Annotated in this window: 17 protein-coding genes; 3 read left to right on the plus strand and 14 right to left on the minus strand. The window is 72.1% G+C overall.

The window, feature by feature from the left end; translation table 11 throughout:
- Positions 1-12 precede the first annotated feature (12 nt).
- From cobT to D0Z67_RS04670, 7 genes are all read right to left on the minus strand, one after another.
- A complete protein-coding gene (cobT, locus tag D0Z67_RS04640) occupies positions 13-3,384 on the minus strand; it encodes a nicotinate-nucleotide--dimethylbenzimidazole phosphoribosyltransferase (RefSeq protein WP_031180120.1) in 3,372 nt (1,123 codons plus the stop codon).
- A 384-nt stretch (positions 3,385-3,768) separates the two neighbouring features.
- Positions 3,769-4,986, minus strand: a complete 1,218-nt coding sequence (gene cbiE, locus D0Z67_RS04645) for a precorrin-6y C5,15-methyltransferase (decarboxylating) subunit CbiE (protein ID WP_031180119.1) — start codon at positions 4,984-4,986, stop codon at positions 3,769-3,771.
- Positions 4,987-5,085: 99 nt separating this feature from the next.
- The gene (locus tag D0Z67_RS04650; RefSeq protein ID WP_031180118.1) at positions 5,086-5,724 is read right to left on the minus strand and encodes a GNAT family N-acetyltransferase; all 639 of its coding nucleotides are present in this window, start codon (positions 5,722-5,724) and stop codon (positions 5,086-5,088) included.
- Between the two features lie 153 nt (positions 5,725-5,877).
- Positions 5,878-6,708 carry a MetQ/NlpA family ABC transporter substrate-binding protein gene (locus tag D0Z67_RS04655; RefSeq protein WP_031180117.1) on the minus strand — a complete coding sequence of 277 codons (831 nt, stop codon included), beginning with the start codon at positions 6,706-6,708 and terminating at the stop codon, positions 5,878-5,880.
- Positions 6,709-6,772: 64 nt separating this feature from the next.
- A complete protein-coding gene (locus tag D0Z67_RS04660; RefSeq protein ID WP_031180116.1) occupies positions 6,773-7,603 on the minus strand; it encodes a MetQ/NlpA family ABC transporter substrate-binding protein in 831 nt (276 codons plus the stop codon).
- Positions 7,604-7,678: 75 nt separating this feature from the next.
- On the minus strand, positions 7,679-8,413 hold the full coding sequence (locus D0Z67_RS04665) for a methionine ABC transporter permease (RefSeq protein WP_031180115.1): 735 nt from the start codon (positions 8,411-8,413) through the stop codon (positions 7,679-7,681).
- Positions 8,410-9,450, minus strand: a complete 1,041-nt coding sequence (locus D0Z67_RS04670; protein ID WP_031180114.1) for a methionine ABC transporter ATP-binding protein — start codon at positions 9,448-9,450, stop codon at positions 8,410-8,412. The genes D0Z67_RS04665 and D0Z67_RS04670 overlap by 4 nt, the downstream gene beginning before the upstream one ends.
- Before the next feature lie 583 nt (positions 9,451-10,033).
- On the opposite strand from D0Z67_RS04670, the gene D0Z67_RS04675 reads away from it, so the two are divergent.
- Both D0Z67_RS04675 and D0Z67_RS04680 read left to right on the plus strand, forming a co-directional pair.
- Entirely contained in the window at positions 10,034-10,393 is a 360-nt protein-coding gene (locus tag D0Z67_RS04675; protein ID WP_031180113.1) for a hypothetical protein, read from the plus strand.
- A gap of 1 nt (position 10,394) precedes the next feature.
- The gene (locus tag D0Z67_RS04680) at positions 10,395-10,814 is read left to right on the plus strand and encodes a hypothetical protein (protein WP_031180112.1); all 420 of its coding nucleotides are present in this window, start codon (positions 10,395-10,397) and stop codon (positions 10,812-10,814) included.
- Positions 10,815-10,833: 19 nt separating this feature from the next.
- Here D0Z67_RS04680 and D0Z67_RS04685 read toward each other — a convergent pair whose 3' ends face one another.
- From D0Z67_RS04685 to D0Z67_RS04695, 3 genes are all read right to left on the minus strand, one after another.
- A complete protein-coding gene (locus D0Z67_RS04685) occupies positions 10,834-11,331 on the minus strand; it encodes a GNAT family N-acetyltransferase (protein ID WP_031180111.1) in 498 nt (165 codons plus the stop codon).
- Positions 11,332-11,375: 44 nt separating this feature from the next.
- Positions 11,376-11,882, minus strand: a complete 507-nt coding sequence (locus D0Z67_RS04690) for a sigma-70 family RNA polymerase sigma factor (protein WP_031180110.1) — start codon at positions 11,880-11,882, stop codon at positions 11,376-11,378.
- Between the two features lie 101 nt (positions 11,883-11,983).
- Positions 11,984-13,159: a glycerophosphodiester phosphodiesterase gene (locus D0Z67_RS04695; protein WP_031180109.1), complete on the minus strand. Its 1,176-nt coding sequence runs from the start codon at positions 13,157-13,159 to the stop codon at positions 11,984-11,986.
- Positions 13,160-13,487: 328 nt separating this feature from the next.
- Here D0Z67_RS04695 and D0Z67_RS04700 point away from each other — a divergent pair, with 328 nt between their 5' ends.
- On the plus strand, positions 13,488-14,117 hold the full coding sequence (locus D0Z67_RS04700) for a lysophospholipid acyltransferase family protein (RefSeq protein WP_374201406.1): 630 nt from the start codon (positions 13,488-13,490) through the stop codon (positions 14,115-14,117).
- 75 nt (positions 14,118-14,192) lie between these two features.
- On the opposite strand, the gene D0Z67_RS04705 is transcribed toward D0Z67_RS04700, so the two are convergent.
- The 4 genes from D0Z67_RS04705 to argH all read right to left on the minus strand — a co-directional run bounded on the left by D0Z67_RS04705 (position 14,193) and on the right by argH (position 18,851).
- Positions 14,193-15,713, minus strand: a complete 1,521-nt coding sequence (locus D0Z67_RS04705; protein WP_031180107.1) for an MFS transporter — start codon at positions 15,711-15,713, stop codon at positions 14,193-14,195.
- Positions 15,710-16,261 carry a TetR/AcrR family transcriptional regulator gene (locus D0Z67_RS04710; RefSeq protein WP_031180106.1) on the minus strand — a complete coding sequence of 184 codons (552 nt, stop codon included), beginning with the start codon at positions 16,259-16,261 and terminating at the stop codon, positions 15,710-15,712. Before D0Z67_RS04710 ends, D0Z67_RS04705 begins: the two co-directional genes overlap by 4 nt.
- Positions 16,262-16,315: 54 nt before the next feature.
- Complete coding sequence (locus D0Z67_RS04715; RefSeq protein ID WP_031180105.1) at positions 16,316-17,287, minus strand: aldo/keto reductase; 972 nt, start codon at positions 17,285-17,287, stop codon at positions 16,316-16,318.
- 103 nt (positions 17,288-17,390) lie between these two features.
- Entirely contained in the window at positions 17,391-18,851 is a 1,461-nt protein-coding gene (argH, locus tag D0Z67_RS04720; protein WP_031180104.1) for an argininosuccinate lyase, read from the minus strand.
- Positions 18,852-18,887: the final 36 nt, after the last annotated feature.

Consider the following 18,887-nt stretch of genomic DNA (forward strand, 5'->3'; position numbering starts at 1 on the left):
TTCTCGGTGACGCTACTTCTCGGTGACGCCCGCCGAGTCGAACGTCGCCACCTCGTGCATCGCGCGGGCCGTGCTCTGCACCAGCGGCAGCGCCAGCAGCGCGCCGGTGCCCTCGCCCAGGCGCAGGTCGAGGTCGACCAGCGGACGCAGCCCCAGCTTGTTCAGCGCGGCCACATGGCCGGGCTCGGCGCTGCGGTGACCGGCGATGCAGGCCGCCAGCACCTCGGGGGCGATGGCGCGGGCGACCAGCGCGGCGGCACCCGCGCTCACCCCGTCCAGGATCACCGGGGTGCGCAGCGACGCGCCACCCAGCAGCAGGCCGACCATGGCCGCGTGCTCGAAGCCACCGAGGGCCGCGAGGACACCGATCGGGTCGGCCGGGTCGGGCTGGTGGAGTTCCAGCGCCCGGCGGACGACCTCGGTCTTGCGGGCCAGGGTCTCGTCGTTGATGCCGGTGCCCCGGCCCGTGACCTCGGCCGGGTCGGCGCCGGTGAAGGCGGAGATCAGCGCGGCGGAGGAGGTGGTGTTGGCGATGCCCATCTCGCCGGTGAGCAGCGCCTTGTTCCCGGCGGCGACCAGATCGCGGGCGGTCTCGATGCCGACCTCGATGGCGGCTCTGGCCTCCTCGCGGGTCATCGCGGGCCCGGTGGTCATGTCGGAGGTGCCGCCACGGATCTTGCGGGGCAGCAGACCGGGGGTGGCGGGCAGGTCGGCGGCGACGCCGACGTCCACCACGCACACCTCGGCGCCGACCTGGTTGGCGAAGGCGTTGCACACCGCGCCGCCGCCCAGGAAGTTGGCGACCATCTGCCCGGTGACCTCCTGCGGCCACGGGGTGACGCCCTGGGCGTGCACACCGTGGTCACCGGCGAAGACGGCCACGGCGGCGGGCTCCGGGATCGGCGGCGGGCACTGCCGGGACAGGCCGGAGAGCTGCGCGGAGATGATCTCCAGCATGCCGAGCGCGCCGGCCGGCTTGGTCATGCGCTTCTGCCGCTCCCACGCCTCCCCGAGCGCCTTGGCGTCGAGCGGGCGGATCTGTGCGACGGTCTCGGCAAGCAGGTCGTGGGGGTCCTCTCCGGGCAGGGCGCGGCGGCCGTACGTCTCCTCGTGCACCACCCAGGACAGCGGGCGGCGCTTGGACCAGCCGGCCTGCATCAGCTCGGGCTCGTCCGGGAACTCGTCGACGTACCCGACGCACAGGTAGGCGACGACCTCCAGGTGCTCGGGCAGGCCGAGCGCGCGGACCATCTCCCGCTCGTCGAAGAAGCTGACCCAGCCGACGCCGAGGCCCTCGGCCCGCGCGGCGAGCCAGAGGTTCTCCACCGCGAGCGCGGAGGAGTACGGCGCCATCTGCGGCTGGGTGTGCCGGCCGAGGGTGTGACGGCCGCCCCGGGTGGGGTCGGCGGTGACGACGATGTTCACCGGGGTGTCGAGGATGGCCTCGATCTTCATTTCCTTGAACTGCTTCGCCCGGCCCTTGGGCAGCGACTTGGCGTACGCCTCGCGCTGGCTCATGGCGAGGTCGTGCATCGCGCGCCGGGTGTCGGCGGAGCGGATGACGACGAAGTCCCAGGGCTGGGAGTGGCCGACCGAGGGGGCGGTGTGGGCCGCCTCCAGGACGCGCAGCAGCACGTCGTGCGGGATCGGGTCGCTGCGGAAGCCGTTGCGGATGTCGCGGCGCTCGCGGATCACCTTCAGGACGGCTTCGCGCTCGGCGTCGTTGTACGCGGGCGCGGCGGGGCCGGGCGGGAGGGCCGGCTCGGGCTCCTCGTCGTGGTCCGCCTCGGTGGTGGCGAGGTCCTCGGCGCGCTGGACGAGGTCCGCCTCCGGCTCCCCGGCCGCACGGGGCTCGGGCACGGCGGCGACGGGGCCCTGCGGGGCGACGGTGTCCAGGTCGGGGAGGATCAGCGGCTGCGGCGGGGTGGGCGCCAGGTGCGGGGTGGTGGGCACCTGTCCGTCCACGGCCACGAACCGGCCGAGCGGCTGCTCGGGGTGCGGCGCGTGCGGCAGACCCGAGGGCAAGGGCTCCGCCGGGGGCTGGAGCTGGGGGCCGGACGGGGCTTCGTACGCGGCTGCGGGCGCCGGGGGTACGGGTGCCTCGAAGACGGGGGGCTGCGGGATGTCCTCGGGCTCGGGGAGCGGGAACTCCTGGGCGGGGAGGGGGGCTTCGGGCTCGGCGGCGGCTACGGGAGCCTCCTCGGCGTCCGCCGCGGGGGCGGCCGGGACCTCGGGCTCGGGGACCTGCGGGGCCTCCTCGACGGGGGCGGCCACTTCCTCGGGAGCCTCCTCCGCGGCGACCTCCGCCTCGGTGGCCTCGACCAGGGCCTCCTGGAGGGGGGCCTCGGCCTCGTGGCCGGGAGCCGCGTCGGGCACGGCCTCCAGCACCGGCCCGGCCACCTCGGGCTCCGGGACCTCGGACACGAGGGGAGCCTCCGGGGCCTCCTCCACGGCGACCTCGGCCTGGGCGGTCAGCCGGTCCACGGCGGCCTGCGCGGCCTCGGCGGGCTCGACCGGCGCGCTCTCGGCGACGGGCAGGGCGGCCTCCGGCAGGACCGCTTCCGGGGCAGCCTGCTCCGGGACGACTTCCTCCGGAACAACTTCCTCCGGGGCAGCCTCGTCCGGCACGACCGCCTCCGGAACAACTTCCTCCGGGGCAGCCTCGTCCGGCACGAAAGCCTCAGGGGCGACGGAGTCCGGCACCACTGCCTCCGGAACCGCCGGCTCCGGCGCGAAGGCCTCAGGGGCGACCGCGTCGGGCACGACTGCCTCAGGCGCAACCACCTCCGGGGCAGCAGCCTCCGGGGCGACAGCCTCCGGCAAGACCGCCTCGGGAACGGCCTGCTCCGGCGCCACGGCCTCCGGAACAACCGTTTCGGCGGCCGGTGCCACGGTCTCCGCCGGACCCGCGCCCCACGGCGCGGCGCCCTGCGGGACCGGGTCGGGGAGCGCCTGCACGTCGAGGTACTCCGGGCCGGCGAGCGGCCGTACCGGCGCGCCGGCGGGCCCCCGGTCGGCGAGGGAGCGGACCGGGCTCGCGGAGGCGTCCGGGATCGGCGGGCCGAGGTGCAGCGGGCGGCGCGGCGGCTGCACCGGGCCGGGACCCTGCTCGGGCAGCCGTACGCCGCCGAGGTCGACGGAGCCGGTGTCCCGGCCCGCCGTCTCATGGGCGTCGGGCTGGTGGACGGCCTCGACGATCGGTGCCGGGGCGGGGGGCGGCAGCTCGTTGCCCCACGCGCCCTGAGCGCCCGGCAGCAGCAGGTCCTCGTCCTCGGCGGGCGCCTCGGCGAGGTAGGTGTACGCGCCGTGCCCGAGGCCCGGCTGCTCCACCATGCCTGCGCTCTCCGGCTGTCCCTCGGCCGGGACCTGGCCGGTGTCGGTCATGCGTACCCCTCGCCCATCGGTTTAGTGCTCCTACGACCAGCTCACCCGGAACGGCGCACCGACCGCCCCGTAGTGAGAACGAGCGTCCGTGCGCATCGGCACGAACGACCCGCCAGAAATGGCGACAAAGCCATTCGGTGGCATTCTCGCGGCCGTTCGGCCGTCGTGACAGCGAGATCACGCGACAGCCCGTTGTGGACTGCGCCACGTTGCGCGTCCTCCGGTTTTGCCGTACCTCACCCACCGCCCCAAAGCGGGCGAGCTTTCCGGACATTGACGAACGAACTTCCGGACCGCCGGTGCGGTACAACGATCGGCCAGCCTACCGCGCGCGGTACGACAAACCGATCACGGGGCGAATCCGCCGGAAGAGGCGGCGGGGGTTCAGCGCGCGGTCTCGCGCGGGGGCAGTTCGCCGCCGAGCAGGAAGACGACGCTCCGCTCGTTCTCCGTCCAGGACTTGGTGTCCAGTCCGACGGCCTGGAGCAGGGCGCACTCGACGCGGTAGCCGTGCTCGGTGAGGTCGCGGCCGATGAGTTCGGCGGCGTCCCGGGTGGCCGCGTGCGCGACGATCCGCTGCGGGCGCCGGTCGGCGACGGCCGCGACGACGGCCGCTCCCCCGCCCCCGACGCGTACGACGTCCGGCTCGGGCAGGTTCTCCAGGATGTGCGGGGCCTCGCCGCGCACGATCTGCAGCTGGACCCCGAACTCACGGGCGACGGCGTCGGTGCGGGCGCAGGACTCGGGGTCGGCGTCGACCGCGAGCACGGCGGCACCGGCGCGGGCGGCCTCCACGGCGAAGGCTCCGGAGCCGCAGCCGATGTCCCACACGAGGTCACCGGTGCGCGGGCCGAGCCGGGCAAGCTGGGCGGCGCGCAGCAGTTCGTTCTCGCCCTCGCCGAGCACGCCCCCGTACACCTCGTCGGGCTGGGTCCAGCCGCGCGGGCCGGTGCCGGGGTCGCGGCCGGCGATCCAGCCGTCGGCCACCAGCGCGGTCTGGGAGCCGCCGATGACGATGACCACATTGGGGTCGCGCCAGGTGTGGTCGGCGGCCTTGTCCGAGGTGAGGACGCTGACGCGCTCGTTCTCGGTGCCCATCTCCTCGCACACGACGAAGGTGCGGATCACTCCGTCCAGGAGCAGACCGAGTTCGGCGGGTCCCGCGCCGGGGGCGGTGAGGACGGCGACCTTGCTGTGGGCGCGGCACACATTGACCGCGCGGCGCAGGGTGCGGGGGTGTGCGACGACCACATGGGCGTCGTCCCAGGGCATGCCCGCGCGGGCGAAGGCGGCGGCCACGGAGGAGACGCCGGGCACGACCTCGACCTCCAGGCCGAACTCCGGGGCGCGCAGGGTGCGCACGACACCGAAGAAGCCGGGGTCGCCGTCGGCGAGCACGACGGCGGTGCCGCGGTGGCCGGCGATCCGGCGGGCGGCCAGGCCGACACTGCCCAGGCGGACGCGTTCGGCGGCGGCCGGGATCTCATCGAGCGCCAAGTGGTGGGGGGCGCCCGCGACGAGCGTGGCGGCGCCGAGGGCGCCGCGTGCCGCTTCGGTCAGCGGCGAACCGTCCCATCCGATCACCGTGACCCGGTCGGCCATCGTCGTCAGTCTCCAGGTGTCGGTGTGTCGTCAGGGGCCCTACCTACGGGCTTGGTGAGGTTACCCGGTGGTCCGGCGCGGTGCGGCGGCGGGGCGGGGTCAGTTCCACTGGGCGTAGGAGCCGAAGCCCCGGCTGTCGGCGAGCTGTTCGTCGCTGCCCTCCAGGTCCTCGGGCAGCAGGCTCCACACGATGAAGTCGGTGCGCATGTCGGTCCAGGTGCCGTCCTCGGTGCGCACATGGACTATGCAGGCGTTGCGGAGCACGCCCTCGCTGATGCAGCCGATCTTCTGGGCGACCTGCTGGGAGGCGGTGTTGTCGGCGGCGGTGCGCAGTTCGACGCGTTCGAAGCGCTGGTCGCCGAAGAGCCACTTGGCGGTGGCGAGCGCGGCCTCGGAGGCGTAGCCCTCGCCGCGCGCCCAGGGGGCGATGATGTACGACAGCTCGGTGGAGCGGACGCGCCAGTTGGTCTTGCCGAGCTGGACGACGCCGACCAGGCGCTGGGTGAGGAACTCGGTGACGGCGAGGTCGATGCCGCGTCCGGCGGCGCGTTCGGCGGGCGCGTACTGGGTGATCCAGCGGCGGGCGCCCTCCTCGGTGAAGGGCTGGGGCACGTCGGTCCAGGCGGCGACCTGCTCGTCGTTCATCATCTCGGCCAGGGCGGGCAGGTCGTCCTCGTCGAGGGGACGCAGGCCCAACCGCTCCGTCGAGATGGAGATGTTGGGGAAGGTGCTAGTCATGCGCCGCTCCGTAACCTTCGATGACTCGTGAGGGTCCGTCAGGGCCCCGCTGAACTGCCCAGCATGCAGCATGACAGCCCCCGTGCGCACGTACGGGCCCGCCCCCTGCCGCCCGTCGGGAGGGGAGGCGGGGGGCGGGCCCGTGCGCGGGGGTCAGTTGCCGCTGACGGGCAGGACCGACCCCTTGTACTTGTCCTCGATGAACTTCTTCACCTCGGGCGAGGTGAGCAGCTTCGCCAGCTTCTTGACCCGGGGGTCGTTCTCGTTGCCCTTCTTGACCGCGAGGAGGTTGGCGTAGGGGTTGTTCTTCGCGGACTCCAGGTAGACGGCGTCCTTGGTGGGGCTGAGGCCCGCGTCCTGGGCGAAGTTGTTGTTGATGACGGCGGCGTCCATGTCGTCCAGGGAGCGCGGAAGCTGGGCGGCCTCCATCTCCTGGAACTTCAGGTGCCGGGGGTTGCCGGTGACGTCGGCCGGGGAGGCGTCGGCGCCCGCGCCGGGCTTCAGCTCGATGACGCCGGCCGAGGCGAGCAGCTTCAGCGCGCGGGCCTCGTTGGTGAGGTCGTTGGGCACGCCGACGGTGGCGCCGTCGCGGAGCCGGCGGACGTCCTTGACCTTGTGGGAGTAGACCCCCATGGGCGGCAGGTACGCCTTCACCACCGAGACCAGGTCCGTGCCCTTGGACTTGTTGAAGTCGTCGAGGAACGGCTGGTTCTGGTAGAGGTTCGCGTCGAGCGTGCCCTCCTGGAGCGCGGTGTTCGGCAGGACGTAGTCCGTGAACTCCTTGATCTCCAGCTTGAGTCCGGCCTTGGCGGCGAGCTTGTCGTCGATGTGGTGCAGCACTTCACCGGCGGGGACGGGGGTGACGCCGACGACGAGCGGGCCGTCGTCACCTCCCTTGCCGGTGGCCGTGCCTGAGCCGCAGGCGGTCAGGCCGAGCGGGAGGGCCGCGGCGGTGGCCGCCGCGAGCCATACGGTCTTGCGCATGTGTCGGTCCCCTTGAGAGCGGTCGGGGTCTGGCTGCCGGGTGCGGTCAGAGCGATCGGATCGGTCAGAAGGAGGGGATGACGGAGCCCTGGTACTTGTCCTGGATGAACTTCTTCACCTCGGGCGAGGTGAGCAGCTTCGCCAGCTTCTTGACCCGGGGGTCGTTCTCGTTGCCCTTCTTGACCGCGAGGAAGTTGCCGTAGGGGCTGTTCTTCGCGGACTCCAGGACGATGGCGTCCTTGGCGGGCTTGAGGCCGGAGGATATGGCGTAGTTGCCGTTGACGACCGCCGCGTCCACGTCGTCCAGGGAGCGCGGGGTCTGGGCCGCCTCGACCTCCTTGAACTTCAGGTTCTTGGGGTTCTTGGTGATGTCGGCGGGGGTGGCCTCGGAGCCGACGCCGTCCTTCAGGGTGATCAGCTTGTTGGCGGCCAGCAGCTTCAGCGCGCGGGCCTCGTTCACGGCGTCGTTGGGGACGGCGACGGTCGCACCGCTCTTGAGCTCGTCGGCCTTCTTGACCTTGTGGGAGTAGAGGCCGAGCGGTTCCAGGTGCACCGTGACGACGGGCACGATGTCGGTGCCGCGCTTCTTGTTGAAGTCGTCGAGGTACGGCTGGTTCTGGAAGTAGTTGGCCCCGACCGAGCCGTCCTGGGTGGCCGTGTTCGGCGTGATGTAGTCGGTGAACTCCTTGACCTGGAGGTCGAGTCCGGCCTTCTTCGCCAGGTTCTTCTGGACGAAGTTCAGGATCTCGGCGTGCGGGGTCGGGCTCGCGGCGACGATCAGCGGTCCGCTGGTGTCGGTGGAGCCGGAGTCCTTTCCGGAGCCGCAGGCGGAGAGCCCGAGGGTGAGGGCTCCGGCGGCGAGGACGGCGGTGGTGAGCTTGGCGGTGTTACGCACGAAAAGTGCCTTTCCTGAAGGGTGGTGCGACCCCGGACTCGGGTGGCCGGGAAGTCTTTGAGGGGGTACGGGCGCTCAGGCGACCTCGCCGATGTCGGCGGCGGCCGGCTCCTTGGTCTTGAGCAGACGCAGCTTCGGCACCGGTCCGGAGCCGCCGCGGCCGTGCAGGGAGCGGGCGGCGAGGTCACCGGCGAACTGGATGAGGGAGATGACGACGGCGAGGATGCCGACGGTGATCCACATCAGTCCGGTCTCGAAGCGCTGGTAGCCGTAGCGAACGGCGAGGTCGCCGAGTCCGCCGCCGCCGACCGTGCCGGCCATGGCCGAGTAACCGATGAGCGCGATGATCGTCGTGGTGGTGCTGGCGATCAGCGAGGGCAGCGACTCGGGGATGAGCACCTTGCGGACGATGGTCCAGCTGTTGCCGCCCATGGCCTGCACGGCCTCGACAAGTCCGCCGTCCACCTCGCGGACGGCCGTCTCGACCAGCCGGGCGAAGAACGGGATGCCGCCGATGGCCAGCGGCACGATCGCGGCGGTGGTGCCGATGGTGGTGCCGGTCACCCAGCGGGTGAAGCTCATCAGCGCGACCATCAGGATGATGAACGGCATCGAGCGGCCGACGTTCACGATCTGGCCGATCACCTTGTTGGCGACGACGTTCTGGAGCAGTCCGCCGCGTTCGGTGAGGACGAGGAGGATACCCAGCGGCAGACCGAGGGCGATGGCGATCAGGGTGGACCAGAGCACCATCGAGAACGTCTCGGAACATGCCTGGGACAGCAGCGGCTGTATCTCGGACCAGGTCACTTCGCACCCTCCTTCACCAGCACGGACTCGCCCTCGGTGCCGACCACGTCGACCTGGAGGCCCTGCTCGCGCAGGAAGCCGACCGGCACCACGTTGTCCTCGTAGCGGCCGGGCAGTTCGATGCGCATCCGGCCGATCTGGAGGCCGCCGACGGTGTCGATGGCCGCGCCCAGGATCGAGATCTCGATGTTGTAGGTGCGGGCCAGCTGGGAGACGACCGGCTGGGTGGCCGCCTCGCCGTGGAAGGTGATGTCGAGGACGGTGCGGTCCTCGGCACTGGCCTCGCCGCCGACCGGGAACAGGGCGGAGGCCAGCTGCGAGCCGGGGGTGGCCAGCAGTTCGCTGACGGTGCCGGATTCCACGATGCGTCCCTTCTCCATGAGCGCGGCGGAGTCGCAGATCGACTTCACCACGTCCATCTCGTGGGTGATCAGCAGGACGGTCAGGCCCAGCTGCCGGTTCAGGTCGCGCAGCAGCTGGAGGATGGAGCGGGTGGTCTCCGGGTCGAGGGCGCTGGTGGCCTCGTCGGAGAGCAGCACCTTGGGATCGCCGGCCAGGGCGCGGGCGATGCCGACGCGCTGCTTCTGGCCGCCGGAGAGCTGGGCCGGGTAGGACTTCGCCTTGTCGGCGAGGCCGACGAGGTCGAGGAGTTCCAGCGCCTTGCGGGAGCGCTCCTTGCCGGACTTGCCGAGGATCTCCAGCGGCAGCTCGATGTTGTCCTGCACGGTGCGCGAGGACAGCAGGTTGAAGTGCTGGAAGACCATGCCGATGTGGCTGCGGGCCCGGCGCAGTTCCCTCCCCGCGCGCGGGGAGCGGCCGGCGAGGGCGGTGAGGTCCTGTCCGGCGACGGTCACGGTGCCGGCGGTGGGGCGCTCCAGCAGGTTGACGCAGCGGATCAGGGAGGACTTACCGGCGCCGGACTGGCCGATGACGCCGTAGACCTCTCCTTCGCGGACATGGAGGTCGACGCCGTCGAGGGCGGTGACCTCGCGGCCGCGCGAGCGGTAGACCTTGGTCAGGCCCGAGGTGGTGATCACAGGGGTTTCCGTCACTGTCGAGTGCCGGGCGCGGGTGTGCCCGGCACAGGTGCATGGGATTGCATTTCAGGGACGCGGCACGGTTCTCGCGGTGGCGAGTGAACCGGGGAGAACAGCGTGTGCGCGAACGGCACGGGGTCCGGTACGCCGGTGTTCCGGAGCCGGGCCGGGCCATGGCTCTCGCTTCGGGGCGCGAGGCTCTTCGGTGGTGCGGGGGCCCTCTAGAAGGCGCGCATTCGGCACGTCATGCGACACATACAACGAGCACCGGGCGTCAGGGTCGCCTCGGTCGCAAGGGTGCGGCTGCTCGTCGTGGTCATGCGGTCAGTAAACCAGACCGGTCGTGCGGACCGGAGAGACCTGTCCACATGCTGGACACGCGTGGATGGTGCCGGTGAGACACACCGGCCCAGTTCAGCGCCGTGTCGCCCGCGTCAGCAGGGGGCAGCGGCGCATCGGGGAGGCCGGCTGTCCGGGCTCGCCGGCCGGACGGCTGTGGCCAATGCCACGGCCGCCGCACGCACGCCGCCCGCACGCCGGGGGCGGCGACGGGCGTCCGATTCGGCCGTAATAAGGTCTCCGCATGCTCAACGCCCTGACGCTGGTGACCGGGATCGCCGCGCTGCTGCTGGCGGCCTGGTGCGGCTGGGCCGCACACCGGGACCAGCCGACCAAGGACTGGCACTTCATCGGCATGGCCGTGGTGTCGCTGCTGGCCGTCGTCCAGCTGGTCGTCGGCATCGTGCTGCTGGCGCGGGGCGAGAAGCCGGACCAGGGTACGACGATCTTCGTGGCGTATCTGCTGGGCGCGCTGGCGTGCGTCCCGGCGGCGGGCTTCATGTCGCTGGCCGAGCGCACGCGCTGGGGTTCGGTGACGGTCGCGGCGGGCGGCGTGGTGCTGGCCGTCCTCGAAGTACGGCTCTTTGACATCTGGGGAGGCTGACATGACGGCGCTGGAGGAGAAGCCGGCCCGGCTGATCAGCGGGCCGGGCATGCTGCTGGTCTGGTTCTACGGCGTGATGGTGGTCGGGGCCGTGTCGCGCTCGGTCTACCAGATCGCCACGGAGTTCGACCGGGCACCGCTCGCGTACGCGCTGTCGGCGCTCGCGGGCGTGGTGTACGGGTTCATCACCTACACCCTGGTCCGGGGCGGCGAGAAGGCCCGCCGGGCGGCGGTGGTCTGCTGCGCCGCCGAGCTGGCCGGGGTGCTGATCGTGGGCACCTGGACACTGGTCGAGCCGTCCGCGTTCCCGGACGCGACCGTGTGGTCGGACTACGGCATGGGGTACGTCTTCATCCCCGTGCTGCTGCCCCTGACCGCGCTGTACTGGCTGCGCGCGGCGAAGCGGCGGCAGGCGGCCTGAGACCGCCTGCCCCGCCCTTCTACGCGGTGGCCGCGTAGGCGGCAGCCGGCTTCTCCAGCACGATCATCTCGACGCCGTCGGCGCCCTGCGAGCGGCCCACCGCCCGGTAGCCCAGCTTCCGGCAGAGCCGCAGCCCGCTCTCGCTGCGGTGCCCGGTGCGCATCCGGTACGTGGTCGCGCCGCGCTGTTCGGCGAGCGCCTTCTCGGCCGCGCCCAGCAGCCGGGCGCCGATGCCGTGGCCCTGGAGGCGGGGGTGGACGCAGAGCATGCCGATGGCGGCCGCGCCGTCCTCGGTGAGCCGGCCGCGCACCGAGCCGACCACCTCGTCACCGAGCCGGGCGACGAAGACGCAGTCGTCGGCGACCTCCTCGCGGACCTGGTCCAGGCTCTGCACCAGCGGGTCGATGCGGTAGTTCCCGTAGCGCGCGGCCTCGCTCTGGAAGCAGAGGTACTGGAGCCGGAAGATCTGCTCCGCGTCCGGCTCGGCCGCCGCCGCGATGGTCACGCTCATGCCCATGTGCGCATGCCTCCCGCTCACCTGATCACTGTTGTCCCCCACCTCTATCCCCGTGCTTCGGCACTGGCAACCTCCGCCGTCAGCATTCGTCGCAGACATCCCAGACATCTGGAGCGTTCCGGTCCGAGGCTGCCCTGTGAGATGCCCAACTCCCCCGCGATCTCGCGGTAGGTGAGGTCGCGCGGGGAGAGCAGGGCCGCCATGAGGCGCGGGCAGCGGCCGGGCAGTCTGCGGACCGCGTCCCGCACCACCCGGTGCCGGGCGGCGCTGAGCGCGAGCTGTTCGGGGCCGGGCCGGGTGTCGTCGGCGGGTTCCCCGTCGTAGGGCCGCTCCACGCCGTGGGTACGGCGGCTGAGGCGGCCCTCGTCGCGTACCGCCTCGCGCAGCCAGCCGGAGGGGTCCGGCGGCGGGCCCTGACTCTCCAGCCGCTCCAGCAGCCGGAGCCAGACGGCCTGCTCCAGGTCGCCGGGTTCACTCCCGGAGGCATATGCCTCGGCGGACGCCTCCGCGCTGAGGAGCGGGCGCAGATCGGTCAGCAGGTCGTGGGTCATATGCGTCGAGACGCGCCGTCCCGGCCGGCGGGTTTCCGGGACGGCGCGCTGTCACCCGGATCAGCGGGTGCGGGGCGCCGGTGTTGACGCCCCGGCCTGACTCAGCGGCCCAGGAAGTCGGCGCGGGCCAGCACGCCGGTGTCGGCGTTGTCGGTGAAGACGCCGTCGATCCCGGTGGCGAAGTAGGTGCGGTACGCGCCGAACACGTCCCCGTAGCCGTCCGGGTCGCCGCCCTTGCGGAACTCGGCCGGGAGGAAGGGGTTCTCGTTGCGCATGGTGTACGGGTGCAGGATCAGCCCGACCTTGTGCGCGTCGGCGACCAGCCGGGTGGGCTCGCCCAGGGTGCCGTCGGACTTCTTCGGGATGACCAGGTCCAGGGTGGGCCCGATGCCCTGCGCGTACCCCGCGATCTCCCGCAGCCCCTTGGGCGTGACGAGGTCGGCCACCGTACGGGGGTCGCCGGTGGCGACGAAGTCGTACGGGCGGGTGCCGGCGGCGTCGAGGAGGACGACCAGCGGATTGTCGACGATCCGGTTGAGCCGCTGGATGCTGGTCGGCTCGAAGGACTGGAGCACGACCGGCGAATTCCGCTTGTCCTTGCCGTACTTGCGCAGCAGCTTCGCCACCCGCTGCTCGGGGTCCAGGCCGAGACGGCGGAAGTAGGTGGGGTGCTTCAGCTCGGGGTAGATCCACGCCTGGCGGCCGCGCTCACGGGTACGGGCGTCCTGCCACTTCAGCACCTCCTCGAAGGTGGGGATCTCCCAGCGGCCGTTGTAGAGGGTGTTGTGCGGGCGGTTGGCCGGGATGCGCTCGACGGCGCGCAGCGTCTTCAGCTCGGCGAGGGTGAAGTCCTCGGTGAACCAGCCGGTGACGGAGACCCCGTCGAGGACCTTGGTGGTCTTCCGGCCGGCGAACTCGGGGTGCGAGGAGACATCCGTGGTGCCGCCGATCTCGGGTTCGTGGCGGCAGACCAGATGCCCGTCCTTGGTGGGGACCAGGTCACCGGCCTCCACGATGTCGGCGCCGAGCTCCAGCGCGAGGTCGTACGAGCCGAAGGTGTGCTCGGGGCGGTAGCCGCTGGCGCCCCGGTGGCCGATGATCGTCGGCACCGGCAGGCCCTTCAGGCCGCGTCCGCCGGACCCTGCCGTCCGGGTGTCCGCCGCACGGGCGGCGGAGGGCAGTCCGAGGACCGCGCCGCCCGCCCCGAGCACCGCCGCACCGAGGACCGCGCGCCGTCCGGTCGCGCGCGAGGGCTGGTTGGTCCGGTCGCTTTCCATACGCGTCTCCCGCTGTCGTTGCGAAGGTCTTCTTGGGTCTGACCTGGCTGTGTCTCTTGGGGTGCGCGCCGATCGTAGGGGTGTGGACATGACGGAGGGGAGACCTCGGCGGGAACACACGGGTGCGGGCCGATGGCACGCCGGGGTGTTCGGCGGGAGATGAGCGCGTGTCAACAACACGTAAGACCTCGGTGAATCGCGCGGCCCGATGTGCGCTTTCCCCGTAGCCGCGAGTAATGTCCTCACCTGCACAGACTCATATCGTCCGCTCGGCCTGGAGGACCCGTTGTCCCGCTTCGCGCTCATCAAGGCAGTGCTCGCGCCGGCCATGCGCCTGATGTTCCGCCCCCAGGTGGAGGGCCTTGAGCGCATCCCCGGCGAGGGCCCGGTGATCCTGGCGGGCAACCACCTGACGTTCATCGACTCGATCGTGCTGCCGGTGGTGTCCAAGCGGCAGGTGCAGTTCATCGGCAAGGACGAGTACGTCACCGGCAAGGGGATCAAGGGCCGGGCCATGGCCTGGTTCTTCACCGGCGTCGGCATGATCCCGGTGGACCGGGACGGCGCGAACGGCGGCGTGGCCGCGCTGATGACCGGGCGCCGGGTGCTGGAGGAGGGGCGGGTCTTCGGGATCTACCCCGAGGGGACCCGCTCCCCCGACGGACGGCTCTACCGGGGGCGTACGGGCATCGCCCGGCTGACCCTCATGACGGGGGCGCCGGTGGTGCCGTTCGCCATGATCGGCACGGACAAGCTTCAGCCTGGTGGCAAGGGGTTCCCCCGGCCGGGCAAGGTCACTGTCCGCTTCGGTGAGCCGATGGAGTTCTCCCGGTACGAGGGGATGGACCGCGACCGGTATGTGCTGCGGGCTGTGACGGATTCCGTGATGGCCGAGGTCATGCGGCTCTCCGGGCAGGAGTACGTGGACATGTACGCCACGAAGGCCAAGGCCGCTTGAGCCTTCGGCGATTCGGCCGTTTCCAAGGTGCGGGTGCGCTGTGGCTTGTCGCGCGGTTCCCCGCGCCCCTGAAAGCTAAAAGCCTCTGTCCAGTCGTTGGTTCCTCAGCAGGAACCATGCCGCTGCCGAGGCCGCCAGCAGCACCACCGCTCCCGCTCCTGACGCCAGGTGCAGGCCGTGTACGAAGGACTCTGTCGCCGCGTCGAGCAGTGCCTGGGACGTCGGGGCGGGCAGGCCCGCTGACGCTTCCACCGCCGCGCCCAGGGACTCGTGGGCCGATTCCGGGGTGCCCGGCGGGGCTGTGAAGTCGCGGTAGGCGGCCGTCACGATCGAGCCCAGCAGGGCGATGCCCAGGGCCGCGCCCAGTTCGTAGGCCGTCTCCGAGACCGCCGAGGCCGCGCCCGCGCGGTTCTTGTCGACGCTGGAGAGGATCACGTCGGAGGTGACGGTGAAGGAGAAGCCCGCGCCGATGCCGACGATCAGCAGGGCGGCGCCGAGCAGCGGGTAGCCGGTGGACGCGTCGAGCGTGGTGAGGACGGCGAGGGAGACGCCGATCGCGGCGAGGCCGCCGGTGACCACCACGCGCACCGAGAAGCGGCGGGCCGCGCGGCCCGCGATCAGGCCGGCCACCACCGCGCCGACGGCGGCGGGCAGTTCGGCGAGGCCCGCCTCGAACGGGTGCCTGCCCTGGACCAGTTGCAGGAACTGGGACAGGAAGAACACCAGGCCCGACATCCCGAGCACGGTCAGCAGATCCGCGAGCACCGCCCCGCTGAAGCCCCGGTGCTGGAACAGCCGCATGTCCAGCAGCGGGGTCGGCAGGGTGAGCTGGCGGCGGACGAAGCCGTACAGCGCGGCGGCGCCCAGCAGGCCGGCGGCCAGGGTGAGCGGGTCGAAGCCGTGGGTGGCGGCCTCCTTGACCGCGTAGACCAGCGCGAGCATGCCGACCAGGGACAGCAGCACGCTCGCCAGGTCCCACGGGCCGGGGTTCGGGTCGCGGGACTCGGGCAGGGTGCGGACGCCGACCAGGACCAGGACCGCCATCACCGGCAGGTTGATCAGGAACACCGAGCCCCACCAGAAGTGCTCCAGCAGGAGGCCGCCCACGATCGGGCCGACGGCCGTGCCGGCGGAGGCGGTGGCGCCCCAGATGCCGATGGCGAGGCTGCGCTCGCGCGGGTCGTGGAAGAGGTTGCGGATCAGGGCCAAGGTCGCGGGCATCAGGGTGGCGCCCGCGACGCCGAGCAGGGCCCGCGCCAGGATCATCAGGCCGGGTGTGCTCGCGTACGCGTTCAGCACCGAGATCGCGCCGAACGCGGCCGCGCCGCAGAGCAGGACGCGCTTGCGGCCGACGCGGTCGCCGAGGCTGCCCATCGAGACGAGCAGTCCGGCGATGACGAACGAGTAGACGTCCCCGATCCACAGCAGCTGGGTGCCGGAGGGGTGCAGGTCCTCGCTGATGTAGGGGGTGGCGAGGCCGAGGACGGTGGCGTCGACGGCGACGAGCAGGACGGCGAGGACCAGTACCGAGAGCGCCAGCCAGCGGCCGGGGCGCCGCTCGGTCTCGACGTGGACGGGTCGCAGGGTGCTGGTCATGACTCCGCCCTGCGCAGCGCGCCGCCGAGCAGCAGTTCGGAGACCATCGTGGAGAAGTCCCGGGAGGCCACCCGGCCGTCCACCGCGGCCCAGGCGCACGAGGTGATCAGCCCGTAGAAGGCTTCGGTGAGCCAGCCGGGGGTGAGGTCGATACGGAGGTCGCCGTCGCGCTGGCCGCGCTGGAACAGGGCGCTGATCCGGGTGTCCAGGTTCAGCCAGCCGGTGTTCTGCGCCTCGCCCTCCCAGAGCTGGTTCTCGCCGTAGAGGAAGGCGAGCAGCCCCGCGGCCGGCTGGATCTCGCGGACCAGCCGGCGTACGGCGTCGGCGGCGGGGCCCTCGTCCAGCCGGGCGCGGCCGAGCGCCGCCTCGCACTCCGCGATGCCGAGCGCCTCCAGCGCGCGGACCAGCGCGTCGCGGCCTGCGAAGTGGCGGTGCAGGGTGGCCCGGCTGATCCCGGCGGCCCGCGCGACCTCGTCCATCGTCGCGGTGGACTTGCGGGTCAGCAGGGCGGCGGCGGAGCGCAGCACGTGGTCACGATCGAGAGCCATGAGACAAGGGTACCTCGCGTGAGACATTCATGTCTCATCACGGGCATGCGGGTCTCACTGCCAGGGCAGCTCGCCGCGCCGGGTCCAGTAGGCGTGGGGGGCCTCCGCGAGGGTGTCGAGGCGGGTTCGCTGGTCGTCGGTGAGGTCCACGGCGGCGGCGTGCAGGTTGGAGCCGAGCTGGGCGACGGTCGCGGCGCCGGACAGGACGACACCGGCCCAGGGACGGCAGAGGATCAGCGCGAGGGCTACGGCGTCGGGGCCGAGGCCGGTCTCGTCGGCGATGTCCCGCAGGACCTCGGGCGCGTGCCCCGGGGCGAGGCGGCCGTTGGCCATGCCCTCCTTGACGATCACGGTGAGCCCGGCGTCGTGCGCCTCCGCCAGCGCGGGCCCGGCCGAGGTCTCCAGCGCGTTGTACGTGGACTGCACGGTGCGGAAGAGGGGCGCGCCGTCGACGGTGATCTCCAGGGCGGCCCGGATGGTGTCGGCCTGGGCGGGGCCGCTGGTGGAGAACCCGAGGGTGAGGCCGCCCGCCGCCGCTTCGGCGAGCCTCCGGTGCAGCTCGCGGTCGGTGAGGGCGGGGCTGTCGCGGGTGAGGGAGTGGATCTGGTAGAGGTCCAGCCGGTCTCCGAGCAGCTCGGCCGTCTCCGCGCGCTGGCGCTCGTACGTGGCGAGGGTGTGGTCCTTGACCTCGTGCCGGTCGGCCTCGGTGGACCAGTCGGCGGTGTAGGTGTAGCCCCACTTGCTGCCGACCACCACGTCGTCGGCGTCCGGGCGGGCCTTCAGCCAGTCCGCGAGGAACTCCTCGCTGCGGCCGTAGGAGCGGGCGGCGTCGAAGTAGCGGACGCCTTGGGCGTAGGCGGCGTCGAGGAGTTCATGGGTACGGGTGCGCAGTGTGTCGGGGCTGCGGTCCTCGCCGAGGTCTTCGGCCCGGTCCAGGTTGATGTAGCCGGGGCGGCCCACCGCGGCCAGGCCCAGGCCGAGGTGGCAGGTGGGGGTGGTCGCGGAGGAGAGGCGGGCGAAAGGCATCGTGGGGTCCGTTCGGTCGGCTCCAGGGGGCGCGCGACCAACGTAACCGGCCACCCAGGAGCTCGGGGGCTTCGGCTCCTGGGCGACTGCGGGCAGTTTGTGGCTAGGCGCGCGGTTCCCCGCGCCCCTGGGCGGCGCTGTCCTTGGCCTCGGCCCATGCGTGCTGGTCGGCCAAGTCCTGCTTCACCTCGGCCAGTTGTGCCGCCACCGCGCTCGGGGCCGTGCCGCCCCTGCCGTTGCGGGACGCCAGCGCGCCCTTGACGTTCAGGACGGTGCGGACCTCTGGGGTGAGGTGGGGGGAGATCTTGGCGAACTGGTCGTCGGTGAGGTCGTCCAGTTCCTTGTTCTCGGACTCGGCGACCTTGACGCACTCCCCCGCGACCTCGTGCGCGACGCGGAAGGGGACGCCCTGGCGGACCAGCCACTCGGCGATGTCGGTGGCGAGGGAGAAGCCGGCCGGGGCCAGCTCCTCCATGCGCTCGCGGTGGACGGTGAGGGTGGCGATCATGCCGGTGAAGGCGGGGAGCAGCACCTCCAGCTGGTCGCAGGAGTCGAAGACGGGTTCCTTGTCCTCCTGGAGGTCGCGGTTGTACGCGAGCGGCAGCGCCTTCAGCGTGGCCAGGAGGCCCGTCAGGTTGCCGATCAGGCGGCCGGACTTGCCCCGGGCCAGCTCCGCGATGTCCGGGTTCTTCTTCTGCGGCATGATCGAGGAGCCGGTGGAGAACGCGTCGTGCAGGGTGACGAAGGAGAACTCCTTCGTGTTCCAGACGATGATCTCCTCCGCGATCCGCGAGAGGTCGATCCCGATCATCGCGGTGATGAAGGCGAACTCCGCCGCGAAGTCCCGCGAGGCCGTGCCGTCGATGGAGTTGGCCGCGCTCCCCCGCTCGAAGCCGAGGTCACGCGCGACCGCCTCGGGGTCCAGGCCGAGGGAGGAACCGGCGAGCGCGCCGGAGCCGTACGGGGAGACGGCCGTGCGCTCGTCCCACTGGCGCAGCCGCTCGGCGTCCCGGCCGAGGGACTGGACGTGGGCCAGCACATGGTGGGCGAGGAGCACCGGCTGGGCGTGCTGGAGGTGGGTGCGGCCGGGCATCGCCACGTCCGGGTGGGCCTCGGCGAGGCCGACCAGGGCGCCCTGGAGGTCCGCGATCAGACCGCCGATGATCCGGGCGTGGTCGCGCAGGTACATCCGGAAGAGCGTGGCGACCTGGTCGTTGCGGGACCGGCCGGCGCGGAGCTTGCCGCCGAGGTCGGGGCCGAGCCGCTCCAGCAGGCCGCGCTCCAGGGCGGTGTGCACGTCCTCGTCGGCGATGGTGCCCACGAACTCCCCGGAGGCCACGTCGGCTTCCAGCTGGTCGAGCCCGGCCAGCATCCGGGTCAGCTCGTCCTGGTCGAGCAGGCCCGCGGTGTGCAGCACGCGCGCGTGGGCGCGGGACCCGGCGATGTCGTAGGGGGCGAGCCGCCAGTCGAAGTGGACGGACGCGGACAGCTTCGCCAGGGCCTCGGCGGGACCGTCGGCGAAACGGCCGCCCCAGAGCCGTACGTCACCGCTGTTGCTGCTCACTGCGTTGCTCCTCAAGCTCGTGGTGTGCCACCGCCT

It is taken from the genome of Streptomyces seoulensis (assembly GCF_004328625.1).
GTDB lineage: Bacteria > Actinomycetota > Actinomycetes > Streptomycetales > Streptomycetaceae > Streptomyces > Streptomyces seoulensis.